Origin of the sequence: Deinococcus sp. Marseille-Q6407 (genome assembly GCF_946848805.1) — a bacterium.
Lineage (GTDB): Bacteria > Deinococcota > Deinococci > Deinococcales > Deinococcaceae > Deinococcus.
This window is the reverse complement of the sequence record NZ_CAMPFU010000002.1, coordinates 889,421-911,194: the sequence shown is the minus strand read 5'-3', so window position 1 is coordinate 911,194 and position 21,774 is coordinate 889,421. Positions and strand designations below refer to the sequence as shown.

Here is a 21,774-nt window from a genome sequence, read left to right as displayed (position 1 = left end):
TCCAAGGAGAACCCATGAACCTGACTTTTACCATCACCGACGTCAAGCGCCTCGGCAGCTCTGAGCGCCAGAGTGTCACCATCGAAGACGGCCTCATCAAAGGCTGGAACCTGCCCGCAGAGCAGCACGGCGAAACCGTGGACGGGCGCGGCGGCACCATCATCCCCGCGCTGATAGAACCGCACGCTCACCTGCGCGAGCCCGGCCAGACCGAAAAAGAAGACCTGGCCTCGGGCCTGGCGGCAGCGGCGGCGGGCGGCTACGGCAACGTGGTCTGCATGCCCAACACCACCCCGGTGATTGACGACCCGGCTGTTGTGCGGGCGCTGCAGGAAAAAGCGGCCGGACTGGGGCTGGCGCGGCTGCATGTGTCGGCGGCGCTGACCCAGGGCCAGGCCGGCGAGCAGCTGGCCGAGCTGAGCGCCCTCAAGGAAGCCGGTGCGGTGATGTTCACCGACGACGGCCGCACCAACGAGAACGCCCGTGTGCTGCAGCTGGGGCTGGAATATGCCGGCAGCCTGGACATGGTGGTCAGCGTGCACGCTGAAGACGCGACCCTGCGCGCCGACGGAGTGATGAACGAGGGCGAGGTATCGCAGGCTCTGGGCGTGCCGGGCAACCCCACCGCCGCCGAGGCCGCCCGCATTGCCCGCGACATGGAAATCGTGGCCTGGCTGCACGAACGGGGCAACCGGCCCCGCCTGCACGTGCAGCACCTTTCCAGTGCCGCCGGCCTGAACCGGGTGCGCGAAGCCAAGCGCCGTGGCCTGCCGGTCACCTGTGAGGTCAGCCCGCACCACCTCACCCTGACCGACGAGCGGCTGCGGTCCTTCGACGCCATGTACAAAGTGGCTCCGCCGCTGCGCACCCAGGCCGACGCCGACGAGCTGTTTGAGGGGCTGCTGGACGGCACGGTGGACTGCATCGGCACTGACCACGCGCCGCACACCCGCGCCGAAAAGGAGCGCGACCTGTTGGAAGCGCCCTTTGGTATTCCCTATATCGAGGTGGCCTGGCCGGTGATGTACACCCGCTTTGCCGAGAAGCTGGGCCTGGAAAAGCTGGTGGACCTGATGACCGCTGGCCCTGCCCGCGTGCTGGGCTGGCCCGAACCCAGCCTGGACGCCGGCGCCCCCGCCGACCTGATGGTGTTCGACCCGGACACCGAGCGCAAGGTGAACCCTGCGACCTTCCAGAGCAAGGCCAAGTTCTGCCCCTACGCCGGCGAAACCCTAAGGGGCTGGCCGCTGCTGACAGTGGTGGGCGGCGTGGTGGCCCACAGCGCTGAAGGCTGAACTATAGCCAGATTCCCGTGAAATCCTGGCCAGAACCGTGCTGATCTGCCGGCCCAGCCGGGGCAAGACATGACACTGCCGCAGGTGCTGGAGAGTTCCGTCTCCAGCTGCCTGCGGCTGTGGTGTAAAGGGTGCTGCTGACCTTGTTTAGTCGCCGGCGGGGGCCACGGCCGCGCCGTTGTAGCGTTCGCGGTCCAGCGTGCCTTCGCTGCGGCTGGTCAGGGTGCCGGCCACCATGGAGCCGCTCACGTTCAGGGCGGTGCGGCCCATGTCGATCAGCGGTTCCACAGAAATCAGGATGCCGGCCAGCGCCACCGGCAGGTTCATGCTGGACAGCACCAGAATGGCCGCAAAGGTGGCGCCGCCGCCCACCCCGGCCACCCCGAAGGAGCTGAGGGCCACCACGCCCATCAGGGTCAGGATGAAGTCGGGGGTCATGGGGTTGATGCCTACGGTGGGCGCAATCATGAACGCCAGCATGGCGGGGTAGACGCCGGCGCAGCCGTTCTGCCCGATAGAGATACCTAGCGAGCCGGCCAAGTTGGCGGTGCCTTCTTCCACGCCCAGCTGTTCACGCTGCGCCTGAATATTCAGCGGCAGGGTGCCGGCGCTGGAGCGCGAGCTGAAAGCGAACAGCATGACCGGGGCGGCTTTACGCAGGTAGGTCAGCGGGTTGAGGCCCGACAGTGCCAGCGCGGCCAGCTGCACCAGCAGCATGGTAATCAGCGCGGCGTAGCTGGCCAGCACGAACTTGCCCAGGTCCACGATGGCGGCGTAGTTGGTGGCGGCCACGGTAGAAGCCAGAATCGCCAGCACGCCGTAAGGGGTCAGGCGCAAAATCAGCTGCACCAGCCGCATGGTCACGGCGTGCAGGGCGTCCACACCGCTGCGGAAGGTGGCGGCCTCGGCCGGTTTCTTGTCGGCAATGCCCAGGTAAGCGATGCCCAGCAGCGCCGCGAAAATCACCGTGGCGATAGTGGACGTGGGCCGCGCTCCGGTCAGGTCGAGAAAGGGGTTGGTGGGCAGCAGTTCCAGCAGGCGCTGCGGCACGGTCTGCGCGCCCACGGTGGCCGCCTTTTCGGCGATGGTGGCGCCGCGTTCCAGCTCAGCCTGGCCCTGCACGATCTGCGAGGCGTCCAGCCCAAACAGGGCCACACTCGCCATGCCGATCAGGGCGGCGACGGCAGTCAGGCCCACCAGCCAGGCAATCACGCGCCCGGCGGTGCCGGCCAGGTTGCGGCGGGTGTCCATCCGGGTCAGGGCCGCCAGGATGGAGATAAAGACCAGCGGCATGGAAATCATTTGCAGCAGGTGCACGTAGCCGGTGCCGGCCAGCGCGTACCAGTCGCGCACGGCGTCCAGCGTGTCGGCGTCCTGCCCGGTCAGCAGGTGCAGGGCGCCGCCCAGCAGCAGACCCAGGCCCAGGGCCGTGAATACCCGGGCGGAAAAAGAATAGTGTTGCCGGTTCATCCAGTACAGCAGGGCAAACAGCAGCAGCAAGGCGGCAACACTGAGAATGACAGTCAGGGTCATGGGCACTCCTTGAAATGGGGGATTGGGGGAGGGCGAACAAAAGAAAACAGCAGGCGCCGGTCCTTTCTGAGGCAGAAGAGGACTGGAACCTGCTGGAACTGGCGCCGCAAGCTGAGGGAAGGAAAGTTCAGCGCGGGGAGTGCTTCACCAGACCGGGGGCCGCCGTCCAGCCGGAGCCGGACAACAGCTGCCTGCGGGTCTGGGCATCAGCATCACTCCTGAACTTTAGGTTTCTGGCAGCTGTCATGTCAAGAGAATCAATAACTTACTTTGCTTTTGCCTATACCTTTTCCTGCCGGCGACCCTGTTTGGGGTTTCCTTGAGGCAGCCAGCGTCTGTGCAGAGCGCGGCGTTATCCTGCCTGTCATGACCCGGCACGATATGAACGACATGGACATCAACCTCGGTGAAGACGTGCAGGTGGACGACACCAAGCCCGAAATCACCGCCGAGAAGCTGGAAAACGAGGACGTGCTGCGCAGTGGCACCGCCGAGGACATGAGCAACCCTAACGACGAGCCCGGTTTTGCCGACGGCCGCCGGGGTGGCTGGGACGGCGAAGACCGCCAGGGCGACCCCAACTCATTGTCCGGCAGTGACCTGGGGGGCGAGGAGCACGGCGGCGCAGGCACCGGCAGCAGCGGCGGCATTGACGGCGGCCCGCAGCGCTGAGTGCAGTCACGGCATTTGCCTGTGCAGGCGGCCTTTCCCGGAGAGGGGAGGGCCGCCTGAATTTTGCCTGCTGTTTGCCCTGCCGGGCGGCGGCCGGGCGCTACACTGGCCCCTATGACCGATTCCGCTCCCCTCACTTCTTACCGCGTCCAGATTGGGTCTGTGACCCGCGACCTGCCGGTGGTGCCAGTTTCTGACACCACTCGCGTGGCCCTGTTCAACATGCTGGGCGACACCGAAGTCACCGAAGCAGCCGGCAAAGAGCTGGCCAAGCGGCTGCCGGGCGACATCAAGATTCTGGTGACACCCGAGGTCAAAGCGCTGTCGCTGGCGCACGTGATCAGCCGCGAGTCGGGCGTGCCCTACGTGGTGGTGCGCAAGACCCAGAAGCCCTACATGGTGGACCCGGTGGTGCGCGACGTGGTGAGCATCACCACCGGCAAGCCCCAGACCCTGGTGATGGACGGCCTGGACGTGCAGAAAATCCGCGGTCAGAAAGTGGCCATTGTGGACGACGTGGTGTCCAGCGGCGGCACCCTCAACTCGCTGCGCGAAATCATCGAGGAAGTGGGCGGTGACCTCAGCGCGGTGCTGGCCGTGTTCACCGAAGGCGAGGAGCGCCCCGAGGTGACGGCACTGGGTCACCTGCCGCTGTTCTGAGCTTTCTGGGATGAGGCCTCCCGGCATGCTGACCCTGGCCCAGCGCAGCAACTTCCTGCCCCCGGTGGCCTGGGGGTATCCGGCGTGGCGGGCCCGGTCGCTGACGCTGCTGAGCGGCCAGCGCTTTTCGCTGCAGCGTGAAGCGGCTCTGTTCCTGGGGCACTGCCGCCCGCACCTGGGCGAGGCCTGGCTGGATATCGGCACCAGCGCCGGGTTCTATGCTGGGGTTCTGGCTGCTCAGGGCTGCCAGGTCACCGCCACCGACTTCAGCCCGGCCATGCTGCAGGTGGCCCGCCGCCGCAGCGGAAGTTCCCGGATTCGCTGGGCGCAACAGAACAGCGAAACCCTACCGCCCGACTGGGCTGGCCGCTTTGACGGCGTGACCATCGGGGCCACCCTGAACGAAACGGCTGACCCGGCCGCGTTGCTGCGCTCGGCGGCAGCGGCCCTGCGCCCCGGCGGCCAGCTGTGGCTGATGTTCCTGACGGCCACCGGCGGCCCGGTGCAGCGCTGCCTGGCCCGGCCGGTACTGGGCGGGCTGACTTTTCCTACAGGCGACTGGGTCACCGCGCAGCTGCCCGGCTGCCCGCTGGTCACGGCTGTGCAGTACGGTGCGGTGCGCTTCGAGCGGCGGGTGCGGGAGGCTTGAAGCCTGACTACCGCTGAAGGCGCAGGGCACGGTGCGGAGCTGGGCAATCCTCTAGGCTGGAGTTCATGACTGGAAGCGACAAGAGGCAACGTCTGACCGCCCTGGTGACGGGCACCGTGCAGGGGGTAGGCTACCGCTATTTCGTGCAGCGCCGCGCCCGCGACATGGAGCTGAGCGGCTACGCCGAGAACCTCAGCGACGGCCGGGTGGAGGTGGTGGCCGAGGGCTGGCCCGAGGACCTCGACCGGCTGGTGCACTGGCTCAAGCAGGGCCCGCCCCACGCCCGGGTGGAGGGCGTCGAATCCCAGCTGAGCGAGGCCACCGGCCTGCGGGGCTTTCATATCTACTGACCTGTTACCCGCTGGTCTGCTTGGTGGCCTGACCGGGGTGATTCTGGCCGGGGGGCGGTCGCGCCGCTTCGGGTCCGACAAGGCCCTGATCCAGCTCGGCGGCCTGACCCTGCTGGAACGGGTGGCCGCCAGCCTGGCCGGGTGCCCCCGGCGCCTGCTGCTGGCCCCGCCGGACCGTTACCGCTTGCCCGGCTGGACCGTGCAGTCCGAGCGCCGCCCCGGCGAGGGCCCGCTGGCTGCTCTAGAAACCGCTTTGGCCTGGGCTGAAGCGCAGGCGGGGCCCGGCTGGGTGGCCCTCAGCGGCACCGATTACCCGCTGCTGACCCCGGCGGTCTGGCAGGCTCTGGCGGCAGCGCGGCGCCCTGGAGGCCTGCTGGTGGGCTTTCAGGGCGCCGGCGGCCCGGACTCGCTCCCCGCCCTCTACCACACCACCCTGCGCCCCCGGGTCACGGCAGCTCTGGACGCCGGTGAGCGGCGATTGCTGCCCCCCTGGCTGCGGGACGCCGGCGAATGGCTGGTCCCGGCCCGGTTGGACCTGCCCGCTGCCCTGCTGGCCGACGCCGACACCCCCGCCGAGCTGGCCGCCCTGGCGGATCATCTGCCGCTGGAGGAAGTATGAAGCGGCCCGGTTCACTGCTGCGGGCTGGCTGGCTGGCGGTGGCTCTGACCGCCTGTAGTGACCAGCCCAGCCGCCAGAATGACGCAGCGACTGCTTCTCCAGCGGCCGCCGCGTCCAACTCTCCCGCCCATAAACCGGCAGTGGCGGCTTCCGGTACTGCGTCCAAGCCCCATCAGCCGGCTGCCCAGGCTGAAGCTCCGGGCCAGCGGTCTTTTAACAAGCACTGTGCTGGCTGCCACGGCAGCGCGGCCGGGGGCGGCTTCGGACCGGCGCTGAGGCCAGCGGCGCGCTGGTCGCCCGAGCGCTTTACGGCCGCCGTGCGACAGGGTCGGGGTGCCGCTGGCCCGCTGCTGTCCAGCATGCCCCGCTTCACGCCTGAAGTACTGTCCGACGCTTCACTTGCCCAGATTCAGCACTACCTGCGCACGCTGCCCTAAGAGGAAAGGCCGGCACTTCCGGCTTCCCTCAGCGCTCCGGCTCAGGACATGGCCGCGGCCACCACCTGCTCGGCTTCGGCCAGCACCTGCTGGAGATGCTCTTCGCCACGGAAGCTCTCGGCGTAAATCTTGTAGATGTCCTCGGTGCCGCTGGGCCGGGCGGCAAACCAGGCCTGCTCGGTGGTCACTTTCAGGCCGCCGATCGGCTGATCGTTGCCGGGCGCCCGGGTAAAGCGTCCGGTGATAGGGTCGCCGGCCAGGGCAGCCGCCTGCACCGCTTCGGGGCTCAGGCCGCTCAGCACTTTTTTCTGCTCGGCGCTGGCGGGGGCGTCCCGGCGAGCGTAAGCCGTGGCACCATAGCGCTCGCTGAGGGCTGCAAAGCGCTCGGCGGGGTTCTGGCCGGTACGCGCGGTGATTTCAGCCGCCAGTAGCCCGGCGATAATGCCGTCCTTGTCGGTGCTCCAGGGGCGGCCGTCCATCCGCAGAAAGCTGGCGCCAGCCGATTCCTCGCCGCCAAAGCCCAAGCTGCCGCCGAGCAGGCCCTCCACGAAATACTTGAAGCCCACCGGCACTTCCACCAGCCGGCGGCCCAGGCCCGCCGCGACCCGGTCAATCAGCGCCGAGCTGACCAGCGTCTTGCCGACGCCTGCCTCTGCCGGCCAGCCGGGGCGGTTCTGGAACAGATAATCGATCATCACTGCCAGATAGTGGTTGGGGTTCATCAGGCCCTGCGGGGTCACGATGCCGTGCCGGTCGGCGTCGGGGTCGTTGCCGATCGCCACGTCGAAGCGGTCTCGGTACTCCAGCAGCCCGGCCATCGCGTAGGGGCTGGAGCAGTCCATGCGAATCTTGCCGTCCTTGTCCAGCGGCATAAAGGCAAAGCGCGGGTCGATTTCCCGGTTCACGATTTCCAGGCCCAGCTGCCAGCGCTGCTCGATCGCTTCCCAGACCGGCAGGCTGCTGCCGCCCAGCGGGTCCACCCCGATCCGTATGCCCGCCTGGCGGATGGCGTCTAGATCAATCACTTCCGGCAGCGCTTCCACGTAAGGCGCGATAAAATCGAAAGTCTCCACAGCGGCCAGTGCGGCTTCCAGCGGCTGCTGCTTCACCTCGCGCAGCCCGCCGGCCAGCAGTTCGTTGGCCCGCGCCTGAATCTGGCCGGTCACGTCGGTGTCGGCCGGGCCACCGCTGGGCGGGTTGTATTTGAAGCCGCCGTCCTGCGGGGGGTTGTGACTGGGGGTGATCACGATGCCGTCGGCTTGCGCGGCCGGCTGCCCGGCATTGTGGGTCAAAATGGCGTGGCTGACCAGCGGCGTGGGAGTGAACTGCCCCGGCGTGGCCCGCACCCGGACCCCGTTGGCTGTCAGCACCCGCAGCGCCGTCAGAAAGGCGGGTTCGCTCAGGGCGTGGGTGTCGGCCCCCAGATACAGCGGCCCGCTGATGCCGGCTCCGGCGCGGTACTCGGCAGTCGCCTGACTGATGGCCAGGATGTGGCTTTCGGTAAAGGAACCGTCCAGCGAGGTGCCGCGGTGCCCACTGGTGCCGAAGGCGACCCGCTGCCCGGCCTGCGAGGGGTCCGGGCGGCGCTCGTAGTAGGCCGCCACCAGGTGCGGAATAGAGGTCAACTGGTCCAGAGGAGCGCGTTTTCCGGCAAGTGGATGGGTCATGGCCGGAGTCTAACGCCCGCTCTCAGCCGGAGCGGCGCAGCCTTAAGGAAGGGTCTGTCTGGCGCTGCGTGGCCTGACGGCGGTGCCGGCCGGGCCGCGCAGAGGGGGGTGCTACAGTGAGGCTGGAAACGCCGGGAGGCGGCAAAATGTGGTTGAGAGTTTCTTTGCTTCCGCTGAACTGCCGCCGCACAGCGTTTATGCTGATGGGCATATCGTGTGCCTGATTTCAAAGAATCAGGCGCGTCTTTCGGAGGACGGAATGCAAGAAGAACGGAAAACATCCATGGGCAGTGCCATCGTCGATGTCTTTGACGCCGGAGTAGCGCTGGTCAAAGCCGAGATCAACTCGTTTGCCCACACGCTCGGTGAGCTGGCCAAGTCCAAGGGTCTGGGCCTGATCATGCTGCTGTCGGCCCTGGTGCCGCTGACCTTGGCCCTGATCTTTTTGATCCTGGCAGTGTACTTCGGTCTGGTGGCCCTGGGCCTGCCCTGGTGGGCAGCCGCGCTGGTCATGTTCCTGGGCAGCCTGCTGGTCGCGGCCGTGATGGTGGCCCTGGGCATCAACAAGCTCAGCGAAGGCATCGGCCAGGAAAACCGCAGCCTGACCGAAGACGAGCGCTTGGAAGCCGAATACCTGGCCGAGCAGCGCCGCCGCCGCACCGAAGGCGCTGCTCCTGTCAGTGGCGCTGTGGTCGCTACCGGCGTGCCGGTCACGGTGGGCACCCAGCAGCGTCCGGTCGCCCACTACGAGCAGGGCGGTCAGGTGCAGACCAGTGCCTTCCAGCCTAGTGAAACCCAGTACGGTCAGAGCCACACCACCGTGGTGAGTGGCGGACCCAGCGTGCAGCGCGTGAGTGACGCTGGCCTGCGTGAGCCTGGCGAACCCAGCGGCATGGTGCAGCCTGACGTGGAAGGCGCTTACCCGGTTCCAGTGTACGAGCCCGGTGCTGAAGGCCGCGCAGAGTACTACGGTCAGGGCCTGAACGAGAAACTTGACCCCCAGACCCACGGTTCGCACCAGCCGGAGCACGATCCCAACGTAGTTCATCCTGAAGTGCTGGAAGGTGCCCCTGAGGTGCGGGTCAGCACCCAGCCCACCTACGCCGAGGATATGAGCCGCGCCGACCAAGGAGAACGCAAATGAGCAACAATGACCGCCCCCAGGCTGAACCTGTGGTGCTGCGGGCGCCGTCCAGCGACGGGACCCGTTACGAGGAAGTGCGTCTGCCGCTGACCGAAAAGGACCTGGCTCGCGAACGCCTGCGTGCCAAAGTGGACGTGCTGGCCGAAACCGCCAGCCTCAAAGTGCAACTGCAAAAAGAACCGCTCAAGATGCTGGGCGGCGCCTCGGCTGTTGGCGCGGTGCTGGGCCTGGCGCTGGGCAGCCAGCTGAAGCGCACCAAGAAGATTTACGTGGACGCCAACTCGCCAGTGAAGTACCAGAAGCGGCTGCTCAAGGCCCAGCAAAAGGAACAGGGCACCGACCTGGGCGGCGCACTGGTCGCCACGTTGGTAACGGTCGGCGCCCGCGCCCTGAGCAACACCATGGTGCGTGACCGCCTGCAGAACATGGCCGAAGATCTGCTGGTCAAGGCCGGCCAAAACCCGCAGGGCGGCCAGCCGGCCAGCCGCTCGGGTGGAAACAGCGCTGGCGGCCAGACCCGCCAGGTCGCCTCTGCGCTGCCCCGTCAGAACCAGAGCGTCGCTGCAGCTCCGGCTCGCCAGACCAGCAACCCGGCTGTCAGCCGCTTTCTGAAGCCGGGCAGTAACCCTGCTGAAGCCACCAGTGCTCCGGCCACCACCAGTACCACCGTGACTGCTGCCCCCAGTGCGCAAACGCAGACCCAGCCGGCGGCTGCGGCCCCCGCTCCAGCCAATTCCGGCATGGAAGCGCAGTTTGCCCACGCTCCGGCTCCGGCAGCGGGCACTCCGGAAGACCCCAATGGCCCGGTGCGTCACGCTGAAGTTCCTGGCAGCACGGTAAGTGCTCTGGCCGACGGTGCCCCTATTCAGCGGACTGAGCTGAAGAACCCCAACGCCGGCTGAGCCAAGCTCGGTACGATAAAAAAGACCCCCAGCGTGTGGCTGGGGGTCTTTTTTGCTGCCTGCTGAGATTCAGCTCCCGGCTGCCTTCTCATCTGCTGCCTGCGGCGCCCGCTCATCTAGCCAGTCAAGGATGATCTGGGCCGTTTCAGGGCCGCCCTGGTCGTTCAGCAATTCGTGGTAGCCACCTTCGATCAGGCGCAGGGTCTTGTCCTCGCTGGCGATGACCTGCACGAAACGCTGGCTGCCGGCCGGGTCGGCGATGTGGTCGTCGCTGCCGTGTACCACCAGTGCCGGCAGCTTGAAACTGGGATAAAGTTTCCAGCCACCCTGGCTGGCCTGCAGCATGGTGGCCGCCGTCAGCGCCGGCACCTTGCCGTGATACACCTGCGGGTCGGCCTGATAGGAGCGGACCGATTCCGGCAGGTGGCTCAGGTCGGCGGTGTCCAGCTCGGCCACCGGGAGCGAAGGCGCCAGCCGGGCCAGCAGCGGCGCAGCGCGGCGGGCAATCGCCGGTTCGTTCTCACCGATCAGCAGGGCCGGGCTGCTCAGCACCACACCGCTCAGGCCCCGGGGATCACGCGCCGCACTCAGGGCCGTGACCAGTCCGCCCAGCGAGTGGCCCAGCGCGTACACAGGTAGCGGCTGCCGGCGCAGCTGTTCGCGGGCCTTGAGATGGTCGCGGACCAGGGTTTCCACGTTCACCACGGCCCGGCGGCCCAGCGACTGCCCGTGGCTGCGCTGATCGTACCCGTAGACATCAAAGCCCAGGTCCAGCAGGGCCGGGATCAGCTGCTGGTAGTGGGTCACGTAGCGCGACAGATACTCCCCGAACCCGTGGGTCAGCAAGATGGCAGCGCGGGGATGGGCAGCCTTCCAGGCGCGACCCTCGACCGGGGCGCCGGTGGCCCAGACATGGGCAGACACGTTCACCCGCCCAGCATAGCAGCGCTGCACCGTCTGATAGGGTTGGTCGCATGGACTGGCTGTATGCGCTCATTTACGGGGTGGTTGAAGGGATCACCGAATTTCTGCCGATCAGTTCGACCGGGCACCTGATCGTCGCTGGACACCTGATGGGGGTGCCCTGGACCAAGGAAGTCAAGGACACCTTCGAGGTGGTCATTCAGGGCGGGGCCATTCTGTCGGTATTGGTGTACTACTGGAAAGATTTCGTAAGCCAGGCACAGGCGCTGAAAGCGGGCGGCGCACCGGCGCAGGACACCAAGCAGCTGTGGCTGGGTGTGCTGGTGGCCTGCTTGCCGGCCGCGCTGCTGGGCTTTGCCTTCAGCGACGTGATCAAGCAGTACCTGTTCCGCCCCAGCGTGGTGGCCTGGGCCCTGATCGTGGGCGGGGTGATTATCTGGTGGCTGGAAGAGCGCAAAACCCAGCCCACCGTGCATTCCATCGAGAAAATTGGCCTGAAGCGCTCGCTGATCATCGGTGCAGTGCAGTGCCTGGCGCTGCTGTGGCCCGGCTTCTCCCGCTCGGCCAGTTCCATCCTGGGCGGCATGCTGACCGGTCTGGACCGGCCTACCGCCACCAAGTTCAGCTTTTACCTGGGCATTCCGACCCTGGGCGGCGCCGCGCTGGTGGACCTGCTGCGCAGCCTGGACCAGCTGGCCGAAATCGGGTTGGGCACTGTGGCGATCGGGGCCGTCACCTCGTTTATCGTGGCTTACCTGTCGATCGGCTGGCTACTGCGTTTCGTGGCGACCAACAACTTCAAGCCGTTTGCGGTGTACCGTGTGATTGTGGGTGCCCTGATTCTGGCCCTGGTCTACAGCGGCAACTTGACCAACACGATCTGACCCGGCCTGGAGCCTCTCCCGCTGGCCCCGGCTTGGCTTGATAAAGAAAAGCTTACGCGCTGGGCAGACCGGCAGCGGCGGCGCCCGCTTTAGCATAAGCGGGTGCTTGACGTTTTTTCCCAGCCGGCCGACGGCATCCAGGATGCGCCCCACGACTCCCGCCTTAGCGCGGCGGGCTATCAGGTGGGCCTGCGGGCCATCAAACTGAACTGTGCCCACGACCGCCACACTCTAACCGAGGAACTGATGATGGGCCTCTCGGTGCCGCTGGAGACCACCGAAAGCTGGGACGCCCTGCTGGACGCCCTGACCCGGCCTGACCAGCCGGAGCGGTTCGGCATTCTGCTGCTGGGCTACCGCGACTTTCGCTACCGAATGCCGCGCCTCAGCAACGAACTGGACGCCACACTGACCGAGGCCCAGCGGCGGTTGGCCGCTCAGGGCAAGCAGCTGTACCTGCTGGCCGCCTATCCGGAAGCCGACCCACGGCATTTCTGAGTCGTTGTGGCCCAGAGTTTCGTGACCTCTGATCCGGCAGGCTTCCGCCCGCTTGGGCTATGCTGCCTTAGTGACTACTGAGCCGCTGCCCACGCCAGACGCCGGGCTGACCTACATTCTGGGGATTGATACCTCCTGTGACGACACCGGCGTAGGTGTGGTGCAGCTGACCCCGGCCGGGCCCCAGGTCCGGTCCAATATTATCTGGTCGCAGACCGTGCATGCCGAGTACGGCGGCGTGATGCCGGAACTGGCCAGCCGTGAGCACGTGGAGCGGATTGATACTCTGCTGCCGCGAGCACTGTCTGAAGCTGGTATTGGCCTACCGGACCTGGACGTGGTCGCGGCCACCAGTGGGCCGGGGCTGATGGGCGCCCTGCTGGTGGGCCTGATGTATGGCAAGGGGCTGGCCCAGGCTCTGAACTTGTCTTTTTACGCCACCCACCACCTGGAGGGCCACATTTACGCAGCGGCCAGTGAGGAGGGTCTGACCCCGCCGTATCTGGCGCTGGTGGTTTCCGGCGGGCACACCCACCTGTTTGATGTGACTGGCCCCGGCGAGTACCGCCTGGTGGGCGCCACCCGCGATGACGCGGCAGGCGAGGCCTTCGACAAAGTGGCCCGCCTGGCCGGCCTGGGCTACCCCGGCGGCCCCGCCATCAGCGCGGCTGCCGAGCGGGGTGATTCCCAGGCCGTGCCGTTCAAGCCGCCGCTGCAGGGCCAGCAGGGCTTCGAGTTCAGTTTCAGTGGTCTGAAGACGGCGGCCCTGCTGGCTTTTCAGCGGGGCGCCAGCCCCGAGGACCTGGCGGCCAGCTTTCAGCGAGCGGTGGTGCGGTCGCTGGTAGACACCACGGTGCGTGCGGCAGAAGCTCTGGGCCGGGAAACGGTGGTGGTCTCGGGCGGGGTGGCGGCCAACCGGGCGCTGCGTGAAGCCTTTGCCGCCACCGGTCTGCGGACCGCCTTTCCGGCCGGCGGCCTGAACACCGACAACGGCGCCATGATTGCGCTGGCCGGGGCGGCGGCGCTGCGGTCGGGCCGACCACCCAGCCGGCTGGACGGCGGCGCGGCGGCCTATGTGCCGCTGGCCCCGCTGCTGGCAAACCCGGACTTGGACACCTCGGCCCGGCGCAAGGCAAGGTAAAATACGCCTGTGCTGGTCTTCCGACTGCTGATGATTCTGGTGGGGCTGCTGGTGGGGTACGCCGCCAGCCAGGCCCTGTCTCTGACGCAAAACGGTAATGAGATGGCCCTGGTGAACAACGCTAGCCTGATGCTGGCCGGCGCCCTGATCGCTTTTCTGATCACGCCGCGCCTGGAGCCGGCGCTGTCCCGCCGCTTCGAACAGCTGCGGACGTGGTACAGCTCGCTGACCCCCAGCACGGTGGCGGCCGCAACCTTTGGCCTGATCGTGGCGCTGCTGCTGAGTGTGCTGCTTTCCAATCTGTTGGCAGGCCTGCCGTTTTATTCCTGGCCCATCAGTGTGCTGGTGACCCTGGGCCTGGGCTGGTTTTTCGTAACCTACTCGGTGCGGCACGCCGACGCTTTCGGGCTCCTCGCCAGTCAGCAGCAGGTGCGGCGCAAGCGCGGCAGCAAGATTCTGGACACCAACGTGATTATCGACGGGCGCATCGTGGAACTGGTCAAGGCGGGCTTTCTGGAAGGGGACCTGCTGGTGCCGGGTTTCGTGCTGCGCGAGCTACAACTGCTGGCCGATCACTCGGACGCGCAGCGCCGCACCCGTGGCAAACGCGGGCTGGCCGTGCTGGAAGAGCTGCAGGGACTGCGTCCACTGCGCATTGACGACTGGGACGACCCCAGCCTGGACAAGGTGGACGACAAACTGATCCGCTTTGCCCGCGAGACCGGCAGCAAGCTGGTCAGCAACGACAATGCCCTGAGCCGCATTGCCAAGCTGCAGGATGTGGACGTGCTGAGCGTCCACGAGGCGGCGGTGGCTCTGCGCCCGCAGGTGCAGGCGGGCGATTACCTCACCATTACCGTCAGCAAGGGTGGGCAGCAGCAGGGACAGGGCGTGGGCTACCTCGAAGACGGCACCATGGTGGTGGTAGAAGGTGGGCTCAAGTTCAAGGGCAAGCCGCTGCGGGTGATGGTGGTCAACAACGTGCAGACCAACGTGGGCCGCATGATCTTCGCCAAGCCGGATGAGGCTGCCTGACCCTGCCGGGGCCCCAGCAGGCCGGGACATGACCGTTGTCTAAAGGTGGGACCCGGCCAGCCGGCGGCCTTCCAGGGGCTAGGCTGAGGACCTAAGGAGTGCTTTCTTGCCGCAGATTCAACCCGCCATGAACCCGCACGCGCAGGAAGTCTGCCGCCAGATGACGCGGCGACACAGCCAGACCTTTTACCTGGGGTCACTCTTTTTTCCGCCGGTCCAGCGTCCGGCCGTCTGGGCGGTGTATGCCGCCTGCCGCGAGGTGGACGATCTGGTGGACGAACCGGGCCATGACCCTGCGGCGGCCGTTGAAGGTTGGTGGCAGCGGATGCAGGGCGCTTTTGCCGGCGAGGCCGCGCCGGGCGACCCGGTGGCGCAGGGGCTGGCCTGGGCCGCACAGCGGTATCCGCTGGACCTGAATGCCTTTGCCGATCTGCGCGCCGGGATGGAGCTGGACCTGCAAATGGATCAGCAGGGCCGCCGCTACGCCAGCCTGGCCGAGCTGGACCACTACTGCTACTGCGTGGGCGGCGTGGTGGGGCTGATGATTGCGCCCATCAGCGGGTATTCGGGCGGGCCACAGACTGTGCAGCAGGCGCTGCGGCTGGGCCAGGCCATGCAGATGACCAACATCCTGCGCGACGTGGGCGAGGACTGGGGACGCCGGCGCCTTTACCTGCCGCTGGATCTGCTGGCCCAGTTCGGCGTCACTGAGCAGGATATCGCGGCCGGCCGGGTCACCCCGCAGTACCGCGCCCTGATGGCGCACCTGAGTGCGCGCGCCCGCGCCGACTACGCTTATGGCCGCGCCGGACTGCCGCAGTTGCATGGGCGGGGGCGCTGGGCCGTGGCGGTGGCCGCCGAGCTGTACGAGGGCATCCTCGACGAGCTGGAAGCCAACGACTTCGACAACCTCAGCCGCCGGGCCATTGTCAGCCGGGGCCGTAAGCTGCGCCTGACCGCCCGCGCTGCCTTACAGGAAAGCGCGTCCCGCTGCTCCTTACGCGGCCGCCGCTGCCGCTCCGGAGCCGCCTGATTCTATGAACTCAGGGGCCGGGGCCTCTTGCTTTTCGCGTCCTTTTCTCTATCCCTCTAACGATCACCGGCCGCCCGTATCTCGTTTTCGTTTTCCTTCTCTGAACCCCCCCTTCCCTTTCTCTCCGAGGTGCCATGTCTATTTCTGTTTCTCCTTCCAGCCAGTCTGCCTCTGACCGCTCCACAGCCCCCCTGCGCAAGACCGCGCTGATTATCGGCTCGGGCTTTGGCGGCCTCAGCATGGGAATTCGCCTGCAAAGTCTGGGCTTCGATACCCAGATTCTGGAGCGGCTCGACGCCCCCGGCGGCCGCGCCTACCAGAAGCGCACCGAGGACGGCTACGTGTTCGACATGGGCCCCACCGTGCTGACGGTGCCCCACTTTATCGAGGAGCTGTTTGCGCTGGAGCGTGACCAGGCCGCTCTGGACGCTGCCGACTACCCACCCTCCACCCTGACCGGCGAACGCATTAAAGAAGGCTTGAGCGGCGGCCCGCGCACCAGCGATTACGTGCAGCTGGTGCCGATTCTGCCTTTTTACCGCATCTATTTCGATGACGGCACCTTCTTCGATTACGATGGCGACCCGGAACACACCCGCCAGCAGATTGCCGAGCTGGCCCCGGAAGACTTGCAGGGCTACGAGGACTTTAACCGCGACGCCCGCGCCATTTTCGAGCGGGGTTTTCTGGAACTGGGCTACACCCACTTTGGCGATCTGCCGACCATGCTGGCGGTGGTCCCCGACCTGCTGCGGCTGGACGCGGTGCGCACGCTGTTCTCGTTCACGTCCAAGTATTTCGCCAGCGACAAGATGCGGCAGGTGTTCTCGTTTGAAACTCTGCTGGTGGGCGGTAACCCGCTGAGCGTGCCGGCGATTTACGCCATGATTCACTTTGTCGAGAAGACCTGGGGCATTCACTACGCGATGGGCGGCACCGGGGCGCTGGTGCAGGCGCTGGTGCGCAAGTACGAGGAGCTGGGCGGCCAGATTCGCTACGGGGCCGGGGTAGAGGAGATTCTGACCACGCCGCGCCCTGGCCTGCTGGGCAAGCCGGCAGCGCGGGGCGTGCGGCTAGAAAGCGGCGAGGAGTTGCAGGCCGATATTGTCGTCAGCAACGGTGACTGGGCCAACACCTACCTCAAGCGACTGCCGGCGGCGGCCCGGCGGGTCAACAGCGACCTGCGCGTAAAAGCGGCGGCCCAGAGTATGGGCCTGGTGGTGGTGTATTTCGGGTTCCGGGACGAAGGCTACCCGCCGCTGGACCTGCGGCACCACAACATCATCCTGGGGCCGCGCTACGAGGAACTGCTGGGCGAGATCTTCAGCGGCGGTGCGCTGGGCGAGGATTTCAGCCAGTACCTGCACATTCCCACCCTGACCGACCCTGCGCTGGCCCCAGCCGGACACCACGCCGCCTACACCCTGATTCCGGTGCCCAACATGGCCGGGCGCGGCGCGGCGCTGAACTGGGCGGAGGAGGGGCCTGCGCTGGTGCGCCGGGTGATGGAATTCCTGGAAGAGCGCGGCTACATTCCCCACCTGGCCGAGCGGCTGACCCACCTGGAATGGATCACGCCCGATTACTTCGACCAGACGCTGGACAGCTACGTGGGCAACGCCTTTGGGCCGGAACCGAAGCTGATTCAGAGTGCTTTTTTCCGCCCGCACAATCGCAGCGAGGATGTGGAGGGGCTGTATCTGGTTGGCGCCAGCGCCCAGCCCGGCGGCGGCACCCCTAGCGTGATGATGTCGGCCAAGATGACGGCCCGGCTGATTGCCGAGGATTTCGGGATTCACCCGGACATCACGGGCGCAGTGCCGACGGGATACCCTACGGAATGACTTCCAGGCCCTACCCTGGCTCCCAGACCCCCGCCGAAGCCGTGGCCGAGCTACGCGCCTATCTGAAGCAGGCCGACACGGCTCAGGCGCGCCGGGGCCGGCATACCGAACTGGAACCGCTGACCCCCGCCATGCTGGCCGACACCGCCGCCGACTACGCCCGCTTGCTGGAAGCGGTGCGCCTGCTCTCGGAGCGCTACCCGGACGGCGAAGCATTGGCCGCCGATTACGACGCCTTTGCAGGGGCAAATGTGCTGCTGCGGGCGGCAGCCATCTCGGCCCTGAACCTGCTGGATACGCCCTGGCCCAGCTTTCCACGCCTGGGCCTGAACGACAGATTCGAGTATGAGGGGAGTGGGGCCGAGTTCGTGCGGGTCAAGGTGTCCGGGGCTGAAGTGATCCAGCGGCGCGGGCCAGCCAAAAAATGGACGGGCCCGCGCCGCTGGACGCCTGGAGGTTGGCGGCTCAGCTCTCCAGCCGCATCACCGTGCTGCCGGCAATGCTCTTGCTGACCAGCAGCTGGCTGGGCAGGCGCTCGCTGAGGCTTTCCACGTGCGTGACCACACCCACCATGCGGCCTTGGGTGCGCAGGTTCTCCAGCGCGCCGGCCACTGCTTCCATCGCCTGCGGGTCCAGAGTGCCGAAACCTTCGTCCAGAAACAGCGCGCCCAGAATCCGGTTGCCGGCCAGATAATCGCTCAGGGCAATCGCCAGGCTGAGCGAGGCCAGGAAGGTTTCGCCGCCCGACAGGGTCTTGACCCCGCGTGTCTCGCCGGCGTTCCAGAGGTCCTGCACGGCGTAGTCGCTGCCGTCGAGTGTCAGGCGGTAGCGGCCGTCGCTGATTTCAAAGAGGATGTGCCCGGCCCCGGTCAGCAGGTTGGCCTCGACCTCGGCCAGCAGGAATTGCTGGAACTCGTTGGCTTTCAGGCTATTGGCCAGGGTCTTCCAGGTGTCCATCCGTTCGCTGAGGCCACCAGTCTGCGCCTCGATTTCGGTCTTGCGGGCCAGGCGTTCGGCGGCACTTTTCTCCTCGGCTTCCAGGCGGCCGGCCTCGCTCCGCCCGGCGCCAATCTGGGCGTCCAGCGTGTGCAGCCGCGCTTGCAGACCCGGCAGGGCTTCCGGGTCGTATTCGGCGCCGCCCAGCGCCGCAGTCAACTGTTCACCCAGCGCGGCTTCCTGGGCGCTGAGGCTGTCCAGGCCGGCTCGCCAGCTCTGGGCCGCCTGCTCCAGCGCCAGGATGTCGCTTTCGGGCAGGGCGGCCGCTTTGGCGGCTTCGGCGCTCAGGCCCGACTGCTCCAGGGCGGCGTGCAGCTCCTGGGCAGCTTCGTCGGCCTCACGGCGGCGGCTCTCGGCATTCGTGCGCACCGAGCTGAGGGTGGCCTGGGCGGCAGCGGCAGCGCTGCTGGCTTCGGCCAGAGCCTGCGCGGCGGCCGTCAGGTTCCGGCGAATCTCGCCGATACGGGCCTGGGCCTTCTGGCGTTCGGCGGCCGGGTTCGGCCCGAAGGACCGCACCTGCTCGGCCAGGCCGGCCAGCAGGCGAGCCACCTGCTCGGCCGGGTCGCCGGCAATGCGTTCCAGCGCGGCGCGGTTATCGGCTTCGTCCTGGTCCAGCTGGGCCTGGGTGTCGCGCAGTTCGGCCTCGCGGCGGGCCAGGTCCTTGTCCAGCACGCCCAGTTCGGCGGTGGTTTCCTTGTACTGGGCGCGCAGGTCGTCGCGTAGGGCTGTGGCAGCGCTCAGGGCCTGGCGCAGCTGCTCGACCTCGGCCGTGCTGGGATGGGCCGGCAGGTGCGAAGCGTCTACCGGCTGCCCACACAGCGGGCAGGGTTCGCCCCCGCGCAGGTCCTGGGCAAAGGCGGCCAGCCCGGCGCGGCTTTCGGCGGCTCGCAGCTCGCTTTCGGCGTCTTTGGCCCGCTCGCCGGCCGCCTTGCCCTCGGCCAGAATGCGGGTCTGCTGGGCCTGGCGCAGCGCCTGCCGTTCCCGGTCGGCCGCAAAGCGTTCCTGATTGGCCTGGTGAGCGGCGCGGCGACTGCTCAGCTGCACCCGCTCCAGCCGCAGCTTTTCCAGTCGGTCGGCGTCGGCTTTGGCGGCCGCGTGGGCGTCTTCATCCCAGGGAAGCGGCTGGGCGTGGCGGCTGTCCGGAGTGCCCCCGGCGCGCTTCAGGCGGGCGGCCAGGGCCTCGGCGTCGCGCAGGGTCTCGGCGCGGGCTTCCAGGTCGGGAATCTGGGCTTCGGTCGCCTGGGCCTGCGCCTGCGCGGCACCCGCCTGCTCGGCGGCCTGCTGGGCTTGCTCGGCCTGTGCCTGGGCAGAACGCAGCTCGCTTTCTTCGCGCCCCAGGGCAATGCGGGCGCGGCCTTCGCGGTCAATCAGGGGCAGAATGCCGGCCACCCGCCGGGCCTGGGCGGCCCGCTCGGCGCCGCGCTCAATCTCGGCCTGGCGGCCCTGCTGCACAGCCAACCGGCGCCGGGCTTCTTCACGCGATTGCCACAGCCCCGCCACGTCCTGCCAGCGAACCATGCCTGCCGCGACTTCCTCACGCTCGTCCTGCCAGGTGTCCAGCTGCTCGGCCAGGGCGGCCCGCGCCCCGCGCAGTTCCTTCACCTGCGCCGCACTCACCCCGGCGTATTCGTTTTCCAGCAGGGCGTGCAGGCTGCTCAGCTCGAAACCCAGCGCCTTGGCCTGGTCGCCGGCGTAGCGGTGCATGGCGCGCACGTTGTCCAGGCCCATCAGCTCGCCCAGCAGTTCCTGGCGCTCCTTGCCGGTGCCGTGCAGCAGCCGGGCAAATTCGCCCTGCGGCAGCAGCACCGAGCGGGCAAAGGTCCGGAAGTCCAGCCCCACCAGCTCCTGCACCCGGGCGCTCACCACCCGCTGCCCGGCGCCGGGGGCCAGGTCTTTCCAGCGGCCGTCCGGCTGGCGCTGTTCCAGCCGGGTCTCGTTCTCGGCGGTGCGGCGGCCCTTGGTGCGGGCCACCCGGTACACCTGCGGCCCCTGCTCGGTTTGTAGTTCGAACACCAGCGCCACCGAGAGGGCCTGCTCGCCCTGCGAAATCAGCGCGTCCAGGCCAGTGGCGCCCAGGCGGGCCGTCTGCCCGTACAGCGCAAAGGTCATGGCGTCCAGCAGCGAGCTCTTGCCGCTGCCGGTCGGCCCCACCACCGCGAACAGGTCCAGCCCGTCAAAGTCCACCTCGGTGTGCTGGCGAAAAGCGGTAAAGCCGCTGAGGGTCAGGTGCAGCGGTCTCATACGGCGGCCTCTTCCTCGCCCTGGCCGCCGTCCACGTGGCTCAGCACGGCGTCCTGCGCTTCCCGGAAGGCTGCCCGCTGGCTGTCGGGCAGTGCCCCGCGCCTTTCCTGCCAGTAGCGCTCGTACAGCTCCATCAGGCTGAGGCCCTCGCGCTTGAGGCTGGGCAGGGCCAGGTCGTCCTGGGTGGCGCTCAGTTCCACGGCCAGCGCCGAGGGCAGCACTTTCAACACCCGGTCTTTTAGGCCGGCGGTGGCGGTGCCCTTGGGCGCCTCGACCAGCACTTTCAGCAGGGCACCGTCGGCCCGCTCGCGCTCGCGTTCCAGCCGGGCTTCCACCTGTTCCAGCGGCACCCGCAGGGTCCGCAGCTCACGGCCGCTGCTCAGCGGAATGGGGGTCACGCGGGCCGGCTGACCGGGCGAAACTTCCACCAGATTCACCTGTTTTTTCTCGCCGCCCTCGCCAAAGTCCAGCTGAATGACGCTGCCTGGGTAGTGCGCCAGCGGGGCGCCCGACATCTGCTGCGGCCGGTGAATGTGGCCCAGCGCCACGTACTGCGCGGTGGCCGGCAGCTGCTGCTCGGAGACGGTGTAGGCGTTGTCCAGGTGAAACTGCATCGTCTTTTCCGAGCCGCTGGGCTGGGCGCCGTCCAGCGTGGCATGTAGCATCAGCATGTTGACGTTGCCCGGCTGAAAGCCCCGGCTGAGGTGGTTCAGGAAAAAGTCCATCCCCTGACGGTATTTCTGCCGCCACTCGCCCACCTCGCCGCCCAGCAGGTCGGCGCCGCGAATCAGCCGCCGCTCCGAGAGGTAGGGCAGGGCGCCCACTGTCAGCGTTTCGCCGCTGCGGGTGGGCACGTGCCGGATCAGGGCGGCCGGGTCGGCGGTCACTTCGGCCACCAGCTGCACGTCAACCACGTTCAGCAGCCCGGTGACCGAGGCCAGCCGCGCCGCCGAGTCGTGGTTGCCGGCAATGGCGACGGCCGGAATCCCGGCGGCGCGCAGTTGCAGGAAAAAATCGAAAATGGCCGTTTCGGCATCGGCGCTGGGATTCGCCGTGTCGAACAGGTCGCCGCTGATCAGCACGGCGTCGGCCCGCTCGCTGACGGCCAGCCCCGCAATCTCGGTCAGGGCCGCGTGAATTTCGGGGGTCCGGTCAAAGCCTCTCAGCACGCGCCCAGCGTGAAAGTCGGCGGTGTGCAGTACGCGCATAACAGAAAGTCTAGCGCCTGGCCCGGGGCAGGGCCAGTGGCC

21 protein-coding genes are annotated in these 21,774 nt (G+C 67.5%); 16 read left to right on the top strand and 5 right to left on the bottom strand.

Annotated features, from left to right (window positions below; all coding sequences use genetic code 11):
• The first annotated feature begins 20 nt into the window (after window positions 1-20).
• Window positions 21-1,295 carry a dihydroorotase gene (locus tag OCI36_RS06380; protein WP_409996725.1) on the top strand — a complete coding sequence of 425 codons (1,275 nt, stop codon included), beginning with the start codon at window positions 21-23 and terminating at the stop codon, window positions 1,293-1,295.
• A 147-nt stretch (window positions 1,296-1,442) separates the two neighbouring features.
• Here the strand turns inward: OCI36_RS06380 and OCI36_RS06375 are convergent, their stop codons facing one another.
• The gene (locus OCI36_RS06375) at window positions 1,443-2,828 is read right to left on the bottom strand and encodes an L-cystine transporter (RefSeq protein WP_315941249.1); all 1,386 of its coding nucleotides are present in this window, start codon (window positions 2,826-2,828) and stop codon (window positions 1,443-1,445) included.
• 366 nt (window positions 2,829-3,194) lie between these two features.
• Between OCI36_RS06375 and OCI36_RS06370 the strand changes: the two genes are divergently transcribed.
• The 6 genes from OCI36_RS06370 (at window position 3,195) to OCI36_RS06345 (ending at window position 6,215) form a co-directional block, all read left to right on the top strand.
• Window positions 3,195-3,500: a hypothetical protein gene (locus OCI36_RS06370; RefSeq protein ID WP_261664240.1), complete on the top strand. Its 306-nt coding sequence runs from the start codon at window positions 3,195-3,197 to the stop codon at window positions 3,498-3,500.
• A gap of 114 nt (window positions 3,501-3,614) precedes the next feature.
• Complete coding sequence (locus tag OCI36_RS06365; RefSeq protein ID WP_261664239.1) at window positions 3,615-4,160, top strand: phosphoribosyltransferase family protein; 546 nt, start codon at window positions 3,615-3,617, stop codon at window positions 4,158-4,160.
• Window positions 4,161-4,185: 25 nt separating this feature from the next.
• Complete coding sequence (locus OCI36_RS06360; protein ID WP_261664238.1) at window positions 4,186-4,809, top strand: class I SAM-dependent methyltransferase; 624 nt, start codon at window positions 4,186-4,188, stop codon at window positions 4,807-4,809.
• Window positions 4,810-4,874: 65 nt separating this feature from the next.
• Window positions 4,875-5,159, top strand: coding sequence for an acylphosphatase (locus OCI36_RS06355; RefSeq protein WP_261664237.1), 285 nt, complete (start codon window positions 4,875-4,877; stop codon window positions 5,157-5,159).
• A gap of 37 nt (window positions 5,160-5,196) precedes the next feature.
• The gene (locus tag OCI36_RS06350; RefSeq protein ID WP_315941248.1) at window positions 5,197-5,778 is read left to right on the top strand and encodes a molybdenum cofactor guanylyltransferase; all 582 of its coding nucleotides are present in this window, start codon (window positions 5,197-5,199) and stop codon (window positions 5,776-5,778) included.
• Window positions 5,775-6,215: a c-type cytochrome gene (locus OCI36_RS06345; protein ID WP_261664236.1), complete on the top strand. Its 441-nt coding sequence runs from the start codon at window positions 5,775-5,777 to the stop codon at window positions 6,213-6,215. The genes OCI36_RS06350 and OCI36_RS06345 overlap by 4 nt, the downstream gene beginning before the upstream one ends.
• Before the next feature lie 41 nt (window positions 6,216-6,256).
• On the opposite strand, the gene pgm is transcribed toward OCI36_RS06345, so the two are convergent.
• Window positions 6,257-7,882, bottom strand: a complete 1,626-nt coding sequence (pgm, locus tag OCI36_RS06340) for a phosphoglucomutase (alpha-D-glucose-1,6-bisphosphate-dependent) (protein WP_261664235.1) — start codon at window positions 7,880-7,882, stop codon at window positions 6,257-6,259.
• Between the two features lie 283 nt (window positions 7,883-8,165).
• On the opposite strand from pgm, the gene OCI36_RS06335 reads away from it, so the two are divergent.
• The gene (locus OCI36_RS06335; RefSeq protein ID WP_261664234.1) at window positions 8,166-9,026 is read left to right on the top strand and encodes a phage holin family protein; all 861 of its coding nucleotides are present in this window, start codon (window positions 8,166-8,168) and stop codon (window positions 9,024-9,026) included.
• A complete protein-coding gene (locus OCI36_RS06330; protein ID WP_261664233.1) occupies window positions 9,023-9,928 on the top strand; it encodes a hypothetical protein in 906 nt (301 codons plus the stop codon). Before OCI36_RS06335 ends, OCI36_RS06330 begins: the two co-directional genes overlap by 4 nt.
• 69 nt (window positions 9,929-9,997) lie before the next feature.
• On the opposite strand, the gene OCI36_RS06325 is transcribed toward OCI36_RS06330, so the two are convergent.
• The gene (locus OCI36_RS06325; protein ID WP_261664232.1) at window positions 9,998-10,858 is read right to left on the bottom strand and encodes an alpha/beta hydrolase; all 861 of its coding nucleotides are present in this window, start codon (window positions 10,856-10,858) and stop codon (window positions 9,998-10,000) included.
• Between the two features lie 44 nt (window positions 10,859-10,902).
• Here OCI36_RS06325 and OCI36_RS06320 point away from each other — a divergent pair, with 44 nt between their 5' ends.
• From OCI36_RS06320 to OCI36_RS06290, 7 genes are all read left to right on the top strand, one after another.
• On the top strand, window positions 10,903-11,736 hold the full coding sequence (locus tag OCI36_RS06320) for an undecaprenyl-diphosphate phosphatase (RefSeq protein ID WP_261664231.1): 834 nt from the start codon (window positions 10,903-10,905) through the stop codon (window positions 11,734-11,736).
• A gap of 102 nt (window positions 11,737-11,838) precedes the next feature.
• The gene (locus OCI36_RS06315) at window positions 11,839-12,234 is read left to right on the top strand and encodes a barstar family protein (RefSeq protein WP_261664230.1); all 396 of its coding nucleotides are present in this window, start codon (window positions 11,839-11,841) and stop codon (window positions 12,232-12,234) included.
• A 70-nt stretch (window positions 12,235-12,304) separates the two neighbouring features.
• On the top strand, window positions 12,305-13,375 hold the full coding sequence (tsaD, locus tag OCI36_RS06310) for a tRNA (adenosine(37)-N6)-threonylcarbamoyltransferase complex transferase subunit TsaD (protein WP_261664229.1): 1,071 nt from the start codon (window positions 12,305-12,307) through the stop codon (window positions 13,373-13,375).
• Between the two features lie 9 nt (window positions 13,376-13,384).
• On the top strand, window positions 13,385-14,410 hold the full coding sequence (locus OCI36_RS06305; protein ID WP_261664228.1) for a PIN/TRAM domain-containing protein: 1,026 nt from the start codon (window positions 13,385-13,387) through the stop codon (window positions 14,408-14,410).
• 106 nt (window positions 14,411-14,516) lie between these two features.
• Window positions 14,517-15,443: a phytoene/squalene synthase family protein gene (locus OCI36_RS06300; RefSeq protein WP_261664227.1), complete on the top strand. Its 927-nt coding sequence runs from the start codon at window positions 14,517-14,519 to the stop codon at window positions 15,441-15,443.
• Between the two features lie 134 nt (window positions 15,444-15,577).
• Window positions 15,578-17,287 (top strand): phytoene desaturase family protein, encoded by a 1,710-nt coding sequence (gene crtI / locus OCI36_RS06295; RefSeq protein WP_261664226.1) that lies wholly within the window; start codon window positions 15,578-15,580, stop codon window positions 17,285-17,287.
• On the top strand, window positions 17,284-17,799 hold the full coding sequence (locus OCI36_RS06290) for a hypothetical protein (RefSeq protein WP_261664225.1): 516 nt from the start codon (window positions 17,284-17,286) through the stop codon (window positions 17,797-17,799). Before crtI ends, OCI36_RS06290 begins: the two co-directional genes overlap by 4 nt.
• On the opposite strand, the gene OCI36_RS06285 is transcribed toward OCI36_RS06290, so the two are convergent.
• Together OCI36_RS06285 and OCI36_RS06280 are read right to left on the bottom strand one after the other, a co-directional pair.
• Entirely contained in the window at window positions 17,753-20,524 is a 2,772-nt protein-coding gene (locus tag OCI36_RS06285; protein WP_261664224.1) for an AAA family ATPase, read from the bottom strand. The genes OCI36_RS06290 and OCI36_RS06285 overlap by 47 nt on opposite strands.
• Window positions 20,521-21,732: an exonuclease SbcCD subunit D gene (locus tag OCI36_RS06280; protein ID WP_261664223.1), complete on the bottom strand. Its 1,212-nt coding sequence runs from the start codon at window positions 21,730-21,732 to the stop codon at window positions 20,521-20,523. Before OCI36_RS06280 ends, OCI36_RS06285 begins: the two co-directional genes overlap by 4 nt.
• Window positions 21,733-21,774 lie beyond the last annotated feature (42 nt).